The organism is Dactylosporangium sp. NBC_01737, assembly GCF_035963215.1.
Lineage (GTDB): Bacteria > Actinomycetota > Actinomycetes > Mycobacteriales > Micromonosporaceae > Dactylosporangium.
In genome coordinates, this window is the sequence record NZ_CP109153.1 from 212,816 (window position 1) to 228,534 (window position 15,719).

Below are 15,719 nucleotides of genomic sequence, written 5' to 3' on the forward strand. Positions count from 1 at the left end.
GAGCAGTTCTTTGCAGTTCGACGAGTCCAACCGGCTGCGGCCCCTGGCACACGCGGTCATCCCGGGCGGCGCACACACCTACGCGAAGGGCGACGACCAGTTCCCGCAGGAGGCGCCCGGCTTCATCGTGCGGGGCAGCGGCTGCCACGTGTGGGACGCCGACGGCAACGAGTTCGTCGAGTACGGCATGGGGCTGCGCTCGGTCACGCTCGGCCACGGGTACGCGCCGGTGGTCGAGGCCGCGGCGCGGCAGATGGCCGAGGGGCTGAACTTCAGCCGCCCGGCGACCATCGAACTGACCGCGGCGCAGCGGCTGCGCACCGCGCTCGGCGTGCCCGACCGGATGGTGAAGTTCGCGAAGAACGGCTCCGACGCGACCAGCGCCGCGGTGAAGCTCGCCCGCGCGTTCGCCGGGCGGGACCTGGTCGCGGTCTGCGCCGACCACCCGTTCTTCTCCACCGACGACTGGTTCATCGGCACCACCGGGATGCCGGCCGGGATCCCGGGCGCGATCCGTGAGCTGACCGTGCGGTACCGCTACAACGACCTGGCCAGCGTCGAGGCGCTGATCGCCGCGCACCCGGGGCGGCTCGCCTGCCTGGTGCAGGAGGTCGAGACGACCGAGCCGCCCGCGCCGGGCTTCCTGTCCGGCCTGCGGGCGCTGTGCGACCGGCACGGCATCGTGCTGATCCTGGACGAGATCATCACCGGGTTCCGCTGGCACCTGCGCGGCGCGTCGCACGTGCACGGCGTCCAGGCCGACCTCACCACCTACGGCAAGGCGCTCGGCAACGGCTTCGCGGTCGCCGCGCTGGTCGGCCGGCCCGACATCATGGCCCTCGGCGGCCTGCACACCGACCGCGAGCGGGTCTTCCTGCTGTCCACGACGTACGGGGCCGACACGCACACGCTCGCCGCGACGATGGCCGTCCTCGACGTGTACGAGCGGGAGCCGGTCATCGAGCACCTGCACCGGCAGGGGCGGCGGCTCGCCGACGGGGTGCGGGCGGCCGCGGCGGCGCACGGGGTCGAGGACTTCTTCGGCGTGGCGGGCCGCGACAGCAACCTGATCTACCTGACCAAGGACGCCGACGGCGAGCGGTCGCAGCCGTTCCGGACCCTGTTCCTGCAGGAGCTGGTCCGCCGCGGCGTCATCGCCCCGTCGTTCGTGGTGAGCTACTCGCACACCGACGCCGACATCGACCGCACGATCGAGGCGGTCGACGGCGCCCTCGCGGTCTACGCCAAGGCGTTGAGCGACGGCGTCGAGGCGTATCTGGTCGGCCGAGCCGTGAAGCCCGTCTTCCGCCCTTACGTCTGAGGGGTACACCTGTGGTCGCCGTCGTCGAAGAACGGGAACAGGTCCGGCGCGCCGGGCGCAGTCCGCTGAAGGCCGGGCTGGTCGTGGGGGCCCTCGCGGCCGGGACGGTCGCCTCGATCCTGCGGCAGCCGGGTCCCGGCGCGATGGACACGATCTGGGCCGAGGACGGCGAGATCTTCCTGACCCAGGCGGTGCGCGACGGCGCCGGGGCGTTCACCACGTCCTACGCCGGCTACTACCACCTCGTCGCCCGCATGGTCGCCGGCGTCGCCGCGCTGCTGCCGCCGTCGCAGGCCGCCGCCGCGCTGGCCGTGGGCGCGGCACTGGTCACGACGGTCTTCGCGATCGCCGCGTACGCCCTCAGCGGGGAGTACATCTCCTCGACCGTGGGCCGGCTGGTGGTGTCGGTGCCGGTCGCGGTGCTGCCGATGGCGCAGGGTGACGTGCTGAACTCCCCCGCGAACCTGCACTGGACCGGCCTGTACGTGCTGTTCTGGTTCCTGCTGTGCCGGCCCTCCTCGACCGCCGGGAAAATCCTCACCTGCGCCGGGATCGTGCTGGTCGTCGGCAGCGACATCCTCACCGGCGTCTACCTGCCGCTCGTGGCGTTCGTGCTGTGGTTCCACCGGGACCGCTACGCCGTGGCGAAGGCGGTCGCGTTCGTGGTGCCACTGGCCGTGCAGGTGCTGGGGCTGCTGACCGGGGCGAGCGAGCGGGAGGGCCTGGCTCCGGACCCGGTGCGGGCGGTGACCGGCTTCGTGCTGCGCGCCGTGCCGACGGCCCTGTTCGGCGAGCGGTGGGTCGGCCAGACCGTCAGCGCCCGCAGCATGCTCTTCGCCGCCGTCGCGTGGCTGCTCATCGCCGCGGTGCTGGTCCTCGGCCTGCGCAAGGTGACCCGTCCACGGTGGACGCTGGTGATCGCGGCGGGGGTGCACAGCGCGCTGGTCTACATCGCGCCGGTCGCGCTGAGCGGCATCGCCACGCCCCGCTACAACGTGGCGCCGGCGCTGCTGGTGCTGGTCACCCTCGTGGCACTGCTCAACGACGTGACCGGGGTGCGCGCGCTCGCGGCGCTGCTGCTGGTGGTCTGCGCGGTGAACTTCCGGGTGGACAACGCCCGCGCGGACGGGCCGGACTGGCACACCGGGTTACGCACGGCCGAGACCGCCTGCGCGGCGGATCCGGCGGGCACGGCCACGGTCGAGGTGACCCCGCTCGCCGCGCCGGGATGGCACGTTGCGCTGCCGTGTGACTATGTCGACAGAAATTGACCCCATGACAATGCGGTCATCGTCGCGCAAGCAATTATCAGGCGAACTATGATCCACTCCAGGGTTAAAGCGTAAATTTCCTCGACCGTTCGGGCAGGGTTGCCTGGCGGAACGACGGAGGTCGCTACACCCCGGAACGAGATTCACACTTCATGGCCCACATGTACGCTGAGCTGCGCGGCAGGAGATCACTCCTGTCCGATTCGTAACTTTGGTACCAAAGCTGCATTTCGCGCTTTTTGTTGTTCTTGATCGCGCAAAGTGGCATTTCATGTTGCGTTAAAAGAGGCATGTAAAGAATGCGACACGGCGAGATTGCCAGTGCCCACTTGCCTCCCACACGCGTTATCCGCCAGTGTCGCTAGGCGACTGCCGAGGGGGCGCCGCGATGATTATTCTTCGGGAGCAGGGTCGGTCATGAAGGTTGGCGTCATCGGCTGTGGTTACTGGGGGGCGAAGCACGTCCGGGTGCTCTCGTCGCTCCCCGAGGTGTCCCTGGTCGTCGCGATCGACGCGCAGACGGAGCGGATCGAGCCGCTGCGCCGGATGTATCCGAGCGCGCTCTGCGTCACCAGCCTCGACGAGGTGATCGACCTCATCGACGCCGCGATCATCGCCACGCCGCCGCGCTCGCACGCCCCCCTCGCGAAGCGGCTGCTCGCCGCCGGCAAGCACGTCATGGTCGAGAAGCCGATGACCGCGTCGACCGCCGAGGCCCGCGAGCTCGTCGCGATGGCCGACGAGGCCGGGCTCACCCTGGCCACCGGGCACACCTTCGAGCACAACGCGGTCGTCAAGCACCTGCGCGACATGGTCGCCGCCGAGGAGCTCGGCAAGATCTACTACATCGACACCGCGCGGCTGAACCTCGGCCTCTACCAGCCCGACGTCAACGTCGTCTGGGACCTCGCGCCGCACGACATCTCGATCATCAACATGGTGCTGGGCAGCACGCCGACCGCGGTGAGTGCCTGGGGTGCCAGCCACGCCGGCACGCCGTTCGAGGACGTCGCCTACCTGCGGCTGGAATACGGCGCGATCGGTGCCACCGCCAACATCCACGTCAGCTGGCTCGACCCGTCGAAGGTGCGCCGCGTGACCGTGGTCGGCAGCCAGCGCATGGCGGTCTACGACGACATGCTCGACGAGGGCCGGCTGCGCATCTACGACAAGGGCGTCCAGGGCGCGCCGCTGGACGGCACCGTGCCGATGTCGTACCGCTACGGCGGCATCACCGCACCGCACATCCCGATGACCGAGCCGCTCGGCGAGGTCGACCGCGACTTCGTGCAGTCGGCGCTGACCGGCCGCACCCCGCAGGTCGACGGCCGCCGCGGCCTCGCGGTGGTGGAGGTCCTCGAGGCCGCCGCCGAGTCGATGGCGACCGGACGCACCGTCGACATCTCCCAGCCCGCCAGCGTCTGACCCGCTGTTTCTTCCCCGAGAAAGGACCTCACGTCCCGTGCGTATCCCGTTCAATGACCTCGCCACGCCGCACGCGTCGATCGTCGAGGACGTCGTCGCGGAGGTGCGCGCGCTGGCCGGCAACTCCCGCTTCATCGGCGGGCCGGCCGTCGAGGCCTTCGAGCAGGACTTCGCGGCGTACTGCCGCACCACGCACGCGGTGGGTGTCGCCAACGGCACCGACGCGATCGAGCTGACGCTGCGCGCGCTCGGCATCGGCGGCGGCGACGAGGTCCTGGTCCCGGCCAACACGTTCATCGCGACCGCCTCGGCCGTCGCGGCCGCCGGCGCCACCCCCGTCTTCGTCGACGTCGACCCGGTCAGCCTCCTCGTCACGCCCGCCTCGCTGGAGGCCGGCAAGACCGAGCGGACCGCCGCGGTGATCCCGGTGCACCTCTACGGGCACATGGTGCCGCCGGCCGACGTGCTGCCGTTCGCGGCCAAGCACGGCCTCGCCGTGATCGAGGACTCCGCGCAGGCACACGGCGCGAACGCACCGGATGACGCCTCAGGTGAGAAGGTTCGAGCCGGCTCCTACGGGGTTGCCGGAACCTTTAGTTTTTATCCGGGCAAGAACCTCGGCGCCTGGGGCGACGGCGGCGCGATCGTGACCGACGACGCACAGCTCGCCTCACGGATCCGGTCGCTGGCCAACCACGGCCGGTCCGAAGGCACCGACCACTACGAACACCGCTACATCGGGCGCAACAGCCGGCTCGACGCGTTGCAGGCGACCGTCCTGCGCCGCAAGCTGGCCGACCTGGACTCAGCCACCGGGCAGCGCCGGCGCGTCGCGTCGGTCTACGCGGAGGCACTCGCCGCGCACGGCATCCCGCTGGTGGCACCGCTGCCCGGGGTGGACAGCGCGTGGCACCTGCTCGTCGCCCGGGTGCCGGGGCGCGAGGCAGTGCGCCGCCTGCTCGACGAGGCCGGGATCGGCACCGGGGTCCACTACCCGGTTCCGTGTCACCGGCAGCACGCATACGCTACCGACCAGACCGTCAGCCTTCCGGCGGCCGAGCAGGCCGCCGCCGAGATCCTCTCCCTTCCCTTCTTCCCGCACCTGCGGGACGAAGAGGTCGCCTACGTCGCGGACCACCTCGCCAAGGCGATCACCGCGCTCTGATCTTCGTCAGCTCGCTCGTTCGTTGTCGCACCAACGCACAGTGAGGAGGTGTCGCCGTTGACCGCGCCACAGGCCGTCGACGCTGCACTGAACACCACGCCGTCCTCGGCCTCGTCCTCAACCGGGGATCAGGCCACGGATGACGCCACCGTCGTCATCTCCTCCCTGCCGCAGCCGGCCACCACGCCGGCCGCCGGTGCGGTGGAGCTCTCCGACGACGCCACCGTCGAGATCCCGATGCCGCAGCGGGTGCTGCGCAAGGTCGGCAGCGGCTGGGGCCTGATCCAGGGGCACCGGGAGGGGCGCTCGCTCATCCCGAAGCGGTCCCTGCGGCAGCTCGCGGAGGGACTCGTCGCCCTGGCGATCCTCGCCGCGCTGTCGCCGGTCCTGCTCGTGGTCGCGCTCGCGGTCAAGTGGACCAGCGAGGGCCCGATGCTGTTCCGGCAGGAGCGCCTCGGGCTGCACCGCAGCACGTTCAAGATCATCAAGTTCCGCACGATGAGCAACAAGAACAGCGACGCGCAGCACCGCGAGTTCGTCAAGAAGATGCTCACCTCCGACGACGACGTCGACGGCGGCGAGCAGGGCGTCTACAAGCTGGTCAACGACCCGCGGATCACGCCCATCGGCGGCTTCCTGCGCCGCACCAGCATCGACGAGCTTCCCCAGTTGTGGAACGTCGTGCGCGGCGAGATGTCCCTCGTCGGCCCGCGCCCGGTCCTCGCCTGGGAGGCGGACCTGTTCCCGCCGGAGGCGGAGCGGCGCTTCGCGTGCCGGCCCGGCATGACCGGCCTGTGGCAGGTGTCCGGCCGCAGCACCCTGGACTTCAAGGCCGCCCTCGAGCTCGACGTCATGTACGTCGAGAAGAAGTCGGTCTGGTATGACATCTCGATCCTCTGGCGGACCGTCGGGGTCGTCTTCAATCGATCGGTGGCACGGTGAGCGACTCCTCCGCTACGGTCCGGACCGCTCGCGGTAAGGGCAAGGTGGCTCGGTGAAGGATCCGCGACTTCACGTCGTGATTGCGGTGGCGAATCTGCCGGTCGAGCGCGACCGGCGGGTCATCCGTGAGGTGAAGGCTCTCGAGGCGGCGGGCTACCGGGTCACGGTGATCTGCCCGCGCGGCGTCTCGAAGATCACCCACGTGCCGGGCACCGTCGACGCCAAGGTCCGTTCGTACAAGATGTACGAGTCCTCCGGCGGCGCGGTCTCCTTCGCCATCGAGTTCGCCTGGTCCTTCGTCTGCATCGGCTGGCACATGATGGCCGCGGTGATCCGCGACCGCGCGGTCGCCGCCCAGGTGTGCAACCCGCCCGACGTCTTCTTCCCCCTCGCGCTGCTCATGCGGATGCTGGCCCGGCCGTGGATCTTCGACCACCACGATCTGTCACCCGAGGTGTACCAGGCGCGCGGCGGGCGCCCCGGCTCGCTGCTGGACAAGGTGCTGCTGCGCTTCGAGAAGTGGTCGCAGCGCGCCGCCTCGGCGGTCGTGTCGACCAACGAGTCCTACCGGGAACTCGCGATCAGCCGCGGCGGCTGCGACCCGGCCCGGGTCGTCGTGGTCCGCAACGGGCCCTCGGCCGCCGAGGTCAAGCCGGTCGCCTCCGCCCCGGCCGACATCGACGACCACACCATCGTCTACCTGGGCGTGCTGGGCGCGCAGGACGGCGTCGACAACGCGATCCTGGCCGCCGAACGCCTGGTCGAGCTGCGCGGCCGGCTGGGCTGGCGCCTCGTCGTCGCCGGCGACGGCGAGTGCCTGGAGAGCCTCAAGGCGCTGACCGTCGAGCGCAAGCTCGAGGACGTCGTGGAGTTCACCGGCTGGCTCGGCGTGGAGGAGATCGACCGGCTGCTGCGCACCGCTTCCGTCGGATTGCAGCCAGATCCTCGCAGTGCGCACGCCGAGGTGTCGACAATGGCCAAGACCGTCGAATACCTCGCCCGGGGACTGCCCGTCGTCGGCGTGGACATGCGGGAGACCCGGCGCAGCGCCGGGGACGCCGGGGTCTACGTTGAGCACGGCACCCCCGAGGAGTTCGCCGTCGCCCTGCACCGCCTGCTCGACGATCCGGTGGCTCGCGCGTCGATGCGCAATGTCGCGCTCGCGCGGTTCCGCAACACCTTGGCCTGGGAACACCAGGCGGCGGCTTATGTCCGGCTATGGGACGAGTTGCTGTCCACCCGCCGCGAGAGGTACAAAGCGGGATCGGCGATCATCCGGCAAGCCGGACCAGCAGACGTCAGTCAGGCAGAACAACGACAGTGATGCGCGCAAATGAATACCGCCCGACCGGCGACCGCGCTTGTGTGAGGGGATGACGTGGACCTCTGGGATCTCGCCAAGCTGATGGGTCGGCGCTGGTATCTCATGGCGCCGATGATCATCTTGACCCTTGCCGCGACCAGTTGGGCGCTGCTCACGATCAAGCCCGACTACACCTCGACCGGCCAGATCATGCTGATCCCGCCGGCCGACCGCACGCCGCTCACCCCGGCCGAGCTGCAGTCGACCAACACCTGGGTCGAGGTCGGCGAGGACATCATGGCCAAGGCCCTGTCGATCTCGCTGAACACCAACCAGACCCACAAGGAGATCGAGGGCGAAGGCTTCTCGACCGCCTTCGAGGTGACCGCCGAGGACCGCTCCTCCATCCTCACGGTGACCGCGACCGCGACCACCCCTGAGGCCGCCCAGGCGACCGTGCAGCGGCTGGAGAAGCAGATCACCCGCGAGGTCGAGGAGATGCAGGCGCGCTACAAGCCCAAGGCGGGCCGCGCGATCAGCACCCAGGTCCTCGACGCCGGCGACACCATCGAGGTCGTCTCCTCGAAGGTCAAGCGCGCCGCCGTCGTCATCATCGGCGTCGGTCTGCTGCTCACCGCCGCGGTGACGATCGTCGGTGACAACATCCTGCGCCGCAGGGCCCGGGCGCAGCTGTTGCGCCGGCAGAAGCCCGCCGACCTCGATCCCGGCGACGAGTCAGACGTCATCGCCGACACCGATCGATTGCAGGCCGGCCGCGTCAACGGCGGCGGCAACACGGTGAACGGCAAGGAAGCCGCCGCGAAGCAGGACGAAACGGCCGTGCTCAGCGTCGGCAGGATCAAGAGCACCGTCGCGACCGGCAACGGCAACGCCGCCGGCGCGGGTCTCACCGTGGCATACCGGCAGGCCGAGGTCGCCCCGGACGACGATCGCCGCGGGGTCGAGCCCGACGACGCGACGATCATCCTGCCCCTGGGCAACACGCCGTGGGCCGGCCGGGAGGGGCGCGACAAGGACGCTGAGGCGCGCAACCGTTGACCTCCAGCACCGTTGCCGGCGAGAGCCGCACGCGTAGCCAGGCGCCACCCACCGCGGTGGCGCCCGACGACCTGCGGATCTTCAAACGCAAGCCGAAGCGGAAGCGGGTCCAGGGCTACCGCCCGTCGCCCGACCTGCTGCCGGTCCTGGTCGACGAGCGCACCTATGCCTCCCGCCGCCGGCGCAGCCACATCGACGCCGCGTCGCTGCTCGTCCTGGTCGTGGTGCTGATCCAGCTGCTGCCCTCCCGCCTCGTCGTGCCGGACCTGACCTCGGTCGGCCGCCCCGGGCTGCTGATCGGGCTGCTGCTGGCCGTCTGGTGGTTGCTGTCGAAGCTGCACCCGCGCCTGGCGATGGTCGGCCCGCAGCCGATGCGCTGGGCGTTCGTGGTCTATCTGCTGTCGCTGCTGCTGTCCTATGCGGCCGGCCAGTTCCGCGGTCTGCCGGTGCTGGAGGCCAACTCCGCCGACCGGGCCCTGCTCGGCGCGCTCGCGTTCATGGGCATCGTCTTCATGACCGCCGACGGCGTGCCGACCCGTGAGCGCCTCGACGACGTGCAGCGGGTCCTGGTCTACTGCACCGGGATCAACGCCCTGCTCGGCATCCTGCAGTTCGTCACCAAGAAGGACCTGACCCAGAACATCGTCATCCCCGGCCTCACGCTGCAGGGCGAGCTGGTCGGCCTCGCCGACCGCGGCGGCGGCGGCCTCATCCGGGTCGCCGGCACCACCGGGCACTTCATCGAGTTCAGCGTGGTCATGGCGTTCGCGGTGCCGCTGGGCATCCACTACGCCCGCTACGCCAAGACCAAGCTGGAGCGCCGGATCTTCCTCGTCACCACGCTGCTGATCGCCGGCTCGATCCCGCTCGCCCTGTCCCGCACCGGCATCCTCGCCGTCGGGATCGCGCTGCTGTGCATGTGGCCCGCGTGGAACTGGCGCTTCCGCTTCAACGTCGTGGTCATCGCCATGGGCCTGCTCGGCGTGCTGTCCGTCGTGCGGCCCGGCCTGCTGGGCACGCTGCGGTCCCTGTTCAGCAACGCGGAGGACGACCCGAGCATCAAGGGCCGCACCGACGACTACGCCATCGTCTTCCAGTACGCCTCCGAGCGGCCCTGGCTGGGCCGGGGCACCGGCACGTTCATCCCCGAGCTGTACCGCTACCTGGACAACCAGTGGCTGATGACGCTCATGAACAACGGCTACCTCGGCATCGCCGGGATGGTCGTGCTGCACTTCTCCGGCGTGTTCCTCGCGATCATCGCGTTCCGCCGGGCGGAGAATGAGGTCGACCGCCACCTGTGCGCGGCCATCTCGGCCGTCCCGCTCATCGCGGCGCTCACCGGTCTCACGTTCGACTCGTTCTCGTTCAGCACCTTCGTGGTCGTGCTCGCCCTGCAGCTCGGTGCCGCCGGCGCGATGTGGCGCTTCACGCACCCGGCCCGCACCACCCGCGGCGCCGCCGTCGGCGCCCTCCAGCGCTAGACCTTCCTTTGGAGCGTCCGGTGTTCCCTGTCGTCCCGCCCTGCCCCGTCTGGAGCTTCCGGTGATCTCTGTCGTCATCGCCGCCCACAACGAGGCGGCGGTCATCGGCCGCTGCCTCGACGGCATCCTCGCCCCCGACATCGACGTCACCGTCGTGGCCAACGGCTGCAGCGACGACACCGCCGCGGTCGCCGCGAGCCGGCCGGGCGTACGGGTGATCGACCGGCCCGAGCCGGGCAAGTCGGCCGCGCTGAACGCCGGCGACGCCGTCGCGGCCGGTTTCCCCCGCATCTACCTGGACGCCGACATCCCGCTGACCGCTCTTGACCTGCGGACCCTGGCCGCGTTCCTGTCCGAGACGCCCGGACTGCTCGCCGCCACCGCGCACCGGGCGCTCGACACCCGCCGCCGGCCGCTGCTGGTGAAGGCGCACAGCGCGATCAACGGCCGGCTCCCCGCGTACCGCGACGCGCTCTACGGCCGCGGCGTCATCGCCCTGTCCTCGCAGGGCCGGGCCAGGTTCGACACCTTCCCCGAGGTCGTCGCCGACGACCTGTTCCTGGACGGCCTCTTCGCCCCCGGCGAGAAGGCCGAGACGCCCGCGGTCGTCGCCGTGGTGGAGACGCCCCGCCGCACTTCGGACCTCGTGCAGCGTTTGGCCAGGGTACGAGCGGGTAACGCGGCCCTGCGCGCCGCGGGTGCCGCCCGTCCGGCGGCGCGCTCCTCGTGGCTGCGCGACGTGGTGCTCCCCAGGCCCTGGCTTCTGCCGGCCGCGGTGGGCTACGTTGCGCTCACCGTCGCCGCGTCGCGGGCCGCCCGCCGCCGCGACGTCGGATGGGGCCACGACACATCCACCCGCGGAGCAGTCGGAGCACAGCAGTGAGCAGCAACGTCGAACCACTCGTCAGCGTCGTCCTCGTCTCCTACAACACCCGCGAACTCACGCTCAAGAACCTCGCGGGCCTGCAGGCGGGCACCGCCGTACCGATCGAGATCATCGTGGTCGACAACGCCTCGACCGACAACTCCGCCGCTGCGATCGCCCATGCCTACCCGGAGGTGCGCGTCCTGCGCCAGCCGGAGAACCTCGGCTTCGGCAACGCGGTCAACCTCGGCGCGGCGCGGGCCACCGGCCGCTGGATCCTGCTGATCAACCCGGACACCGAGCCGATCGGCGACGTGATCCGCACCCTCGTCGAGTACGCCGGCGGCCACCCCGAGCACCGGATCTACACCGGCCGGACGCTGCGCGCCGACCACACCGACGACGGCCACTCGGTGCACGCGCTGCCGAGCCTGTGGGGATACGTCTGCTTCGCCACCGGCCTGTCCTCGCTGCGCCGGCAGTCGCCGCTGTTCAACCCCGACGAGCTGCCCGGCCTCGACCGCGCCATCGGCGGCGAGGTGCCGGCCGTGTCCGGCTGCCTGCTGCTCATCGACCGGCCGCTCTGGCAGCAGCTGGGCGGCTTCACCCCGGACTACTTCATGTACAGCGAGGACATCGACCTCAGCGCCCGCGCCCGCGACTTGGGCGCCCGCCCGGTCCTGGTCCCGGAGGCGCAGCTGCTGCACGTCGGCGGCGCCGCGTCCAGCACGGTCAACAAGCGGATCATGGTGCTGCGGGGCAAGACGACGTTCGTCCGCCTGCGCTGGTCGCCCGGCCGCGCGAAGCTTGCCCGGTTGCTCATTTCCGCGGGGGTACTGGTACGCGCCGCCGCCGGAGCCGGGTGGCGGGACGTGTGGCGCCAGCGGGCGTCGTGGCTGGACGGCTGGCCCGCCCCGGCCGGCTCGCCGCTCATCCCCGCGCAGTCGCTGCCGGCCCCGATCTCAGCGGTGCCCTCGTCCCCGGCCTCTGCGTCCCCGGCCTCGGCCTCGGCCTCGGCCTCTGCGTCCCCGGCCTCGGCCTCTGCGTCCCCGGCCTCTGCTTCCTCGGACTCCGCGTCGCGGCGGTCGGGCCTCGCTCAGCCGTAGGCGCAGTGCGCTGCGGCTGCGCTGGCTCAGCCGTAGCGTGGGGCGCTGCGGCTGCGCTGGATGTTCGGCGTGCGCCGCTCGCGGGCGCGCCAGCAGCCGGTGTGCCAGTGGCGGCGGTCGCCGAGGTCACCGCGGCCGTCCGCCGGCCAGGCCACCAGGTGCGGCACGCCCGGCGCGATCTCGTGGTCGCAGCCGGGGCAGCGGTACGCCTTCGTCGCCGCGCTCGCCGGGATGTTGCGGACCTGCCACTCACCGTCGCTCCACGTCTGCACACCTTCGACACCGCGCTTGACCCGTTCGAGATCGATCGGCTCCGGTGCGGCGTCGCGACGGAGGTGGTTGCGACGTGGGCTCACCGTTCCAGCGTACCGATGATCACCGTTTCGAGTAGTCGCGGAACCCTCGGCCGACCTTCCGCCCCAGGTACCCCGCGGTCACCAGGTGCTCCAGCAGCGGCGCCGGCGCGAACCCGGGCTCCCGCAGCTCCAGGTACAGCTCCCGCTGGATGGCGAGGGACACGTCCAGCCCGACCACGTCGAGCAGCTCGAACGGCCCCATCGGATACCCGCAGCCGAGCTTCATCGCGTAGTCGATGTCGTCCGCGGTCGAATACGACGCCTCGACCATCTTCACCGCGTCGTTGAGGTACGGGAACAGCAGCGCGTTGACCACGAACCCGGACCGGTCGGCGCACACCACCGCGTGCTTCGCCAGGGCCCGGCACACCTCGGTCGCGGTCTTCACCGTCGCGTCGGACGTACGGATCGTGCGCACCACCTCGACCAGCCCCATCACCGGCGCCGGGTTGAAGAAGTGCAGCCCCACCACGTCCGCGGGCCGCTCGGTCGCGACCGCACACTCGATGACCGGCAGGCTCGACGTCGTCGTGGCCAGCACGACCCCCGGCTTGCAGATCTCGTCGAGCGAGGCGAACAGCGCCTTCTTCACCGACAGCTCCTCCACGACCGCCTCGACCACCAGGTCGACGTCGGAGAGGTGATCGAGCGTCGCGGACCACGTGACCCGCCCGATCGCGGCGTCGCGGTCCTGCTCGGTGAGCTTGCCCCGCACGACGCCCTTGTTCAGCGACGTCTTCAGCCGCTCGCACACCTGCGCGGACTTCTCCGCGCCCCGGGTCACCGACACGACCTCGAAGCCCGCCTTCGCGAACACCTCGATGATGCCCGTCGCCATCGTGCCCGAGCCGACCACGCCCACCTTGGCGATGTGCTTGGCGCCTTCGCCGCCCGCCTGCCGCTCCGGCGTGGCCTCGTCGGCGACGACGACCGGCGAGCCCGGCTTCTCGTACGTGTAGAACCCCCGCCCCGACTTCCGCCCGAGCAGCCCCGCCGTCACCATCTGCTTGATCAGCGGCACCGGCGCGTGCCTTCTGTCCCGCCCGCCCCGCCGGTACATCGTGTCGAGGATCTCGTACGCGGTGTCCAGCCCGATCAGATCCATCAGCGCCAGCGGCCCCATCGGCAGCCCGCACCCGAGCTTCATGGCCGCGTCGATGTCCTCGCGCGTCGCGTACTTCGCCTCGACCATCGAGACGGCCTGGTTGAGATACCCGAACAGCAGCGCGTTCGCGATGAACCCGGCCCTGTCCGTGATCGTCACGTCCACCTTGCCGAGCCGCTCACACAACGCCTCGATGTCGGTGACCACGTCCTGCGACGTCACCACCGTCCGCACCACCTCGACCAGCTTCATGATCGGCGCCGGGTTGAAGAAGTGCATGCCGATGACCTGGTTCGGCCTGGTCGTGGCCACCGAGATCTCCGTGACCGACAGGCTGGAGGTGTTGGTCGCGAGAATCGCCTCGGGCTTGCAGACCCGGTCGAGCTCGGCGAAGATCCGCTGCTTGAGGTCCAGGTGCTCGGGCACCGCCTCGATCACCAGATCCACCTCACGCAACGCGTCCAACCCGACCGCGAACGTGACCCGCCCGAGCAACGCGTCCCGGTCGTCGGCGGAGAGCTTGCCCTTGGCAACCGCCCGGTCGAGCGACCCGCGCATCGTCACCTCGCCCCGGTGCAGCGCCACGTCACTGATCTCGACCGCGGTCACCGCCACCCCACTGCGGGCAAAGACCTCGACGATGCCGGCGCCCATGGTGCCCAGCCCGACAACACCCACGGAACCAAACTCGCGCCCCATCGCACGACCTCCCTAACGACCGCTCAGGTTACCCGCGAGTCTCCCATGCCACCCCCACCTGATGCCTTGTGGGATTTCTGGCTGTTCTTCCTTGCTTCCTTCGGGCGGCTCCCGCCGCGGCCGCCGGAGGGTTCCCACCCCGGACCCCCCATGCTCGCCTTGCTCGCACGCCCTGCGCCCTGGCGGGCGCGGGCGACTCACGCGCGTGCGCGCGGCATGTGAAGGGCTGGGGGTTGAGGTTTCGAGTCTCGCGTCAGGTCTTTCGTCCGATTCGCCTGCCCTTCGCGCGAGACGCGTAGGCAGGCCCGTCCGGGAGCGTGGCAGATGGGAGTGGGGAACGCCGATCGTTCGCGGGGCGCCCACCCCATTGGTGTCCGAGTCGCGCCGAGTCTGCCGTTGCTGAATCGAGTTGCGAGGGGGAACGGTTGTCCGGGCCACCGGCGGGTGCAGTCCGGACCGACACGGTGTCGGCCTGGACAGGTCGGGAACGGATATGAGTGATCTGGGCGGGCGAGCCGGAGCGGGGCGAGCCGGAGCGGGGCGAGCCGGAGTGAGGCGGACCCTGAGCGGGGCGGACTGAGGCCAGGGCGGACTGAGGGCAGGGCTGGCCGGCCGGGCTGGAGTCGCTGGCCGGAGCCTTGGGGCGAGGCGGGGCTGGGCGGGTTGGCTGGGGCGGGTTGGCTGGGCGGGCTGGCTGGCTGGCTGGGGCGGGCGGGCCGGGGCGGGCGGGCCGGGGCGGGCGGGCCGGGGCGGGCGGGCCGGGGCGGGCTGGCTGGCGGGCTGGCGGGCTGGGCGGTTGGGGCGGGGTTGGTCAGGTCCAGCGGATGGTGGCGCGGGCGCGCCAGAGGGCCAGGACGGTTTCGTCGCCGTGGACGTGGAGGTCGGTGGTGGTGCGGCGGTTCCAGAGGGCGAGATACAGGTCGCTGGCGGGGCCGCGGAGGGTGCAGTCGGCGGTGGTCGGGGTGCCGCGGGTGATGTCGGCGCCGGTGGGGCCCATGCGGACGGTCCATGAGTGGGGGGCGTCGGCGGCTTCGACGGCGAGGACGGCGGGCTCGTCGCAGCGCAGGCGGCGGCCGCGGGCCGCGTAGAAGGCCATGAGCAGCTCGTCGATGCCGTCGACGCCGAGGTCGCGGTCGACGCCGTCGGGCTGGCCGATGGCGGCGTGGAGGTCGGCGCGGTGGACGATCGTCTCGTGGGCCTGGCGGCGGGCCCAGAAGGAGAGCGGGGAGTCGGCGGGGAGGAAGTGCCAGCAGGTCAGGTCGGCGGGGGCGGCGCGGAGCTGGTCGACGAGGGCGACGTGGCCGGCCTGGAACCAGGGGACGAGGTCGGGGTCGGCGGGCATGGGGCCGACGGCGCCCTCCTCCTCGTCGTCGGTGAGGACGGCGGGTCTGGCGTCGCGGACATAGGCGGTCGCCCAGCGGTGGACATAGCCGACGTGCTGGACGAGATCGCGGACCGTCCAGTCGGGGCAGGTCGGCACGGCGGCGTCGAGGCCCGCCTTCTCCGCCGCGTCGACGAAGTCGAGCCCGGCACGCTCCAGCGCATCGATGTGCTGCCCGATTTCCATGCCGACATGCTAAGCCGACCCCCCGACAAAAACGGCCAAGGCAGAAGCGGC

Annotated in this window: 13 protein-coding genes; 10 read left to right on the plus strand and 3 right to left on the minus strand. The window is 71.0% G+C overall.

Going from position 1 to position 15,719, the window contains the following annotated elements:
* Positions 1-10: 10 nt before the first annotated feature.
* The 10 genes from OHA72_RS00980 (at position 11) to OHA72_RS01025 (ending at position 11,941) form a co-directional block, all read left to right on the plus strand.
* On the plus strand, positions 11-1,321 hold the full coding sequence (locus OHA72_RS00980; RefSeq protein ID WP_327005974.1) for a glutamate-1-semialdehyde 2,1-aminomutase: 1,311 nt from the start codon (positions 11-13) through the stop codon (positions 1,319-1,321).
* Positions 1,322-1,332: 11 nt separating this feature from the next.
* The gene (locus tag OHA72_RS00985) at positions 1,333-2,592 is read left to right on the plus strand and encodes a hypothetical protein (RefSeq protein WP_327005975.1); all 1,260 of its coding nucleotides are present in this window, start codon (positions 1,333-1,335) and stop codon (positions 2,590-2,592) included.
* A 417-nt stretch (positions 2,593-3,009) separates the two neighbouring features.
* Positions 3,010-4,017 carry a Gfo/Idh/MocA family protein gene (locus OHA72_RS00990; RefSeq protein WP_327005976.1) on the plus strand — a complete coding sequence of 336 codons (1,008 nt, stop codon included), beginning with the start codon at positions 3,010-3,012 and terminating at the stop codon, positions 4,015-4,017.
* A gap of 37 nt (positions 4,018-4,054) precedes the next feature.
* Entirely contained in the window at positions 4,055-5,182 is a 1,128-nt protein-coding gene (locus OHA72_RS00995; protein ID WP_327005977.1) for a DegT/DnrJ/EryC1/StrS family aminotransferase, read from the plus strand.
* Positions 5,183-5,239: 57 nt separating this feature from the next.
* Positions 5,240-6,124 carry a sugar transferase gene (locus OHA72_RS01000; RefSeq protein ID WP_327005978.1) on the plus strand — a complete coding sequence of 295 codons (885 nt, stop codon included), beginning with the start codon at positions 5,240-5,242 and terminating at the stop codon, positions 6,122-6,124.
* An 85-nt stretch (positions 6,125-6,209) separates the two neighbouring features.
* Positions 6,210-7,448, plus strand: coding sequence for a glycosyltransferase family 4 protein (locus OHA72_RS01005; RefSeq protein ID WP_327005979.1), 1,239 nt, complete (start codon positions 6,210-6,212; stop codon positions 7,446-7,448).
* A 54-nt stretch (positions 7,449-7,502) separates the two neighbouring features.
* Positions 7,503-8,486: a hypothetical protein gene (locus OHA72_RS01010; RefSeq protein WP_327005980.1), complete on the plus strand. Its 984-nt coding sequence runs from the start codon at positions 7,503-7,505 to the stop codon at positions 8,484-8,486.
* A complete protein-coding gene (locus OHA72_RS01015; RefSeq protein ID WP_327005981.1) occupies positions 8,483-9,970 on the plus strand; it encodes an O-antigen ligase family protein in 1,488 nt (495 codons plus the stop codon). The genes OHA72_RS01010 and OHA72_RS01015 overlap by 4 nt, the downstream gene beginning before the upstream one ends.
* Before the next feature lie 61 nt (positions 9,971-10,031).
* Positions 10,032-10,853 (plus strand): glycosyltransferase, encoded by an 822-nt coding sequence (locus OHA72_RS01020; protein WP_327005982.1) that lies wholly within the window; start codon positions 10,032-10,034, stop codon positions 10,851-10,853.
* On the plus strand, positions 10,850-11,941 hold the full coding sequence (locus tag OHA72_RS01025) for a glycosyltransferase family 2 protein (RefSeq protein ID WP_327005983.1): 1,092 nt from the start codon (positions 10,850-10,852) through the stop codon (positions 11,939-11,941). The genes OHA72_RS01020 and OHA72_RS01025 overlap by 4 nt, the downstream gene beginning before the upstream one ends.
* Before the next feature lie 26 nt (positions 11,942-11,967).
* Here the strand turns inward: OHA72_RS01025 and OHA72_RS01030 are convergent, their stop codons facing one another.
* From OHA72_RS01030 to OHA72_RS01040, 3 genes are all read right to left on the minus strand, one after another.
* Positions 11,968-12,249, minus strand: coding sequence for an Rv1322 family protein (locus OHA72_RS01030; RefSeq protein WP_442788809.1), 282 nt, complete (start codon positions 12,247-12,249; stop codon positions 11,968-11,970).
* A 67-nt stretch (positions 12,250-12,316) separates the two neighbouring features.
* The gene (locus OHA72_RS01035; protein ID WP_327005985.1) at positions 12,317-14,101 is read right to left on the minus strand and encodes a 3-hydroxyacyl-CoA dehydrogenase family protein; all 1,785 of its coding nucleotides are present in this window, start codon (positions 14,099-14,101) and stop codon (positions 12,317-12,319) included.
* Between the two features lie 811 nt (positions 14,102-14,912).
* Positions 14,913-15,668, minus strand: coding sequence for a maleylpyruvate isomerase family mycothiol-dependent enzyme (locus OHA72_RS01040; RefSeq protein WP_327005986.1), 756 nt, complete (start codon positions 15,666-15,668; stop codon positions 14,913-14,915).
* Positions 15,669-15,719: the final 51 nt, after the last annotated feature.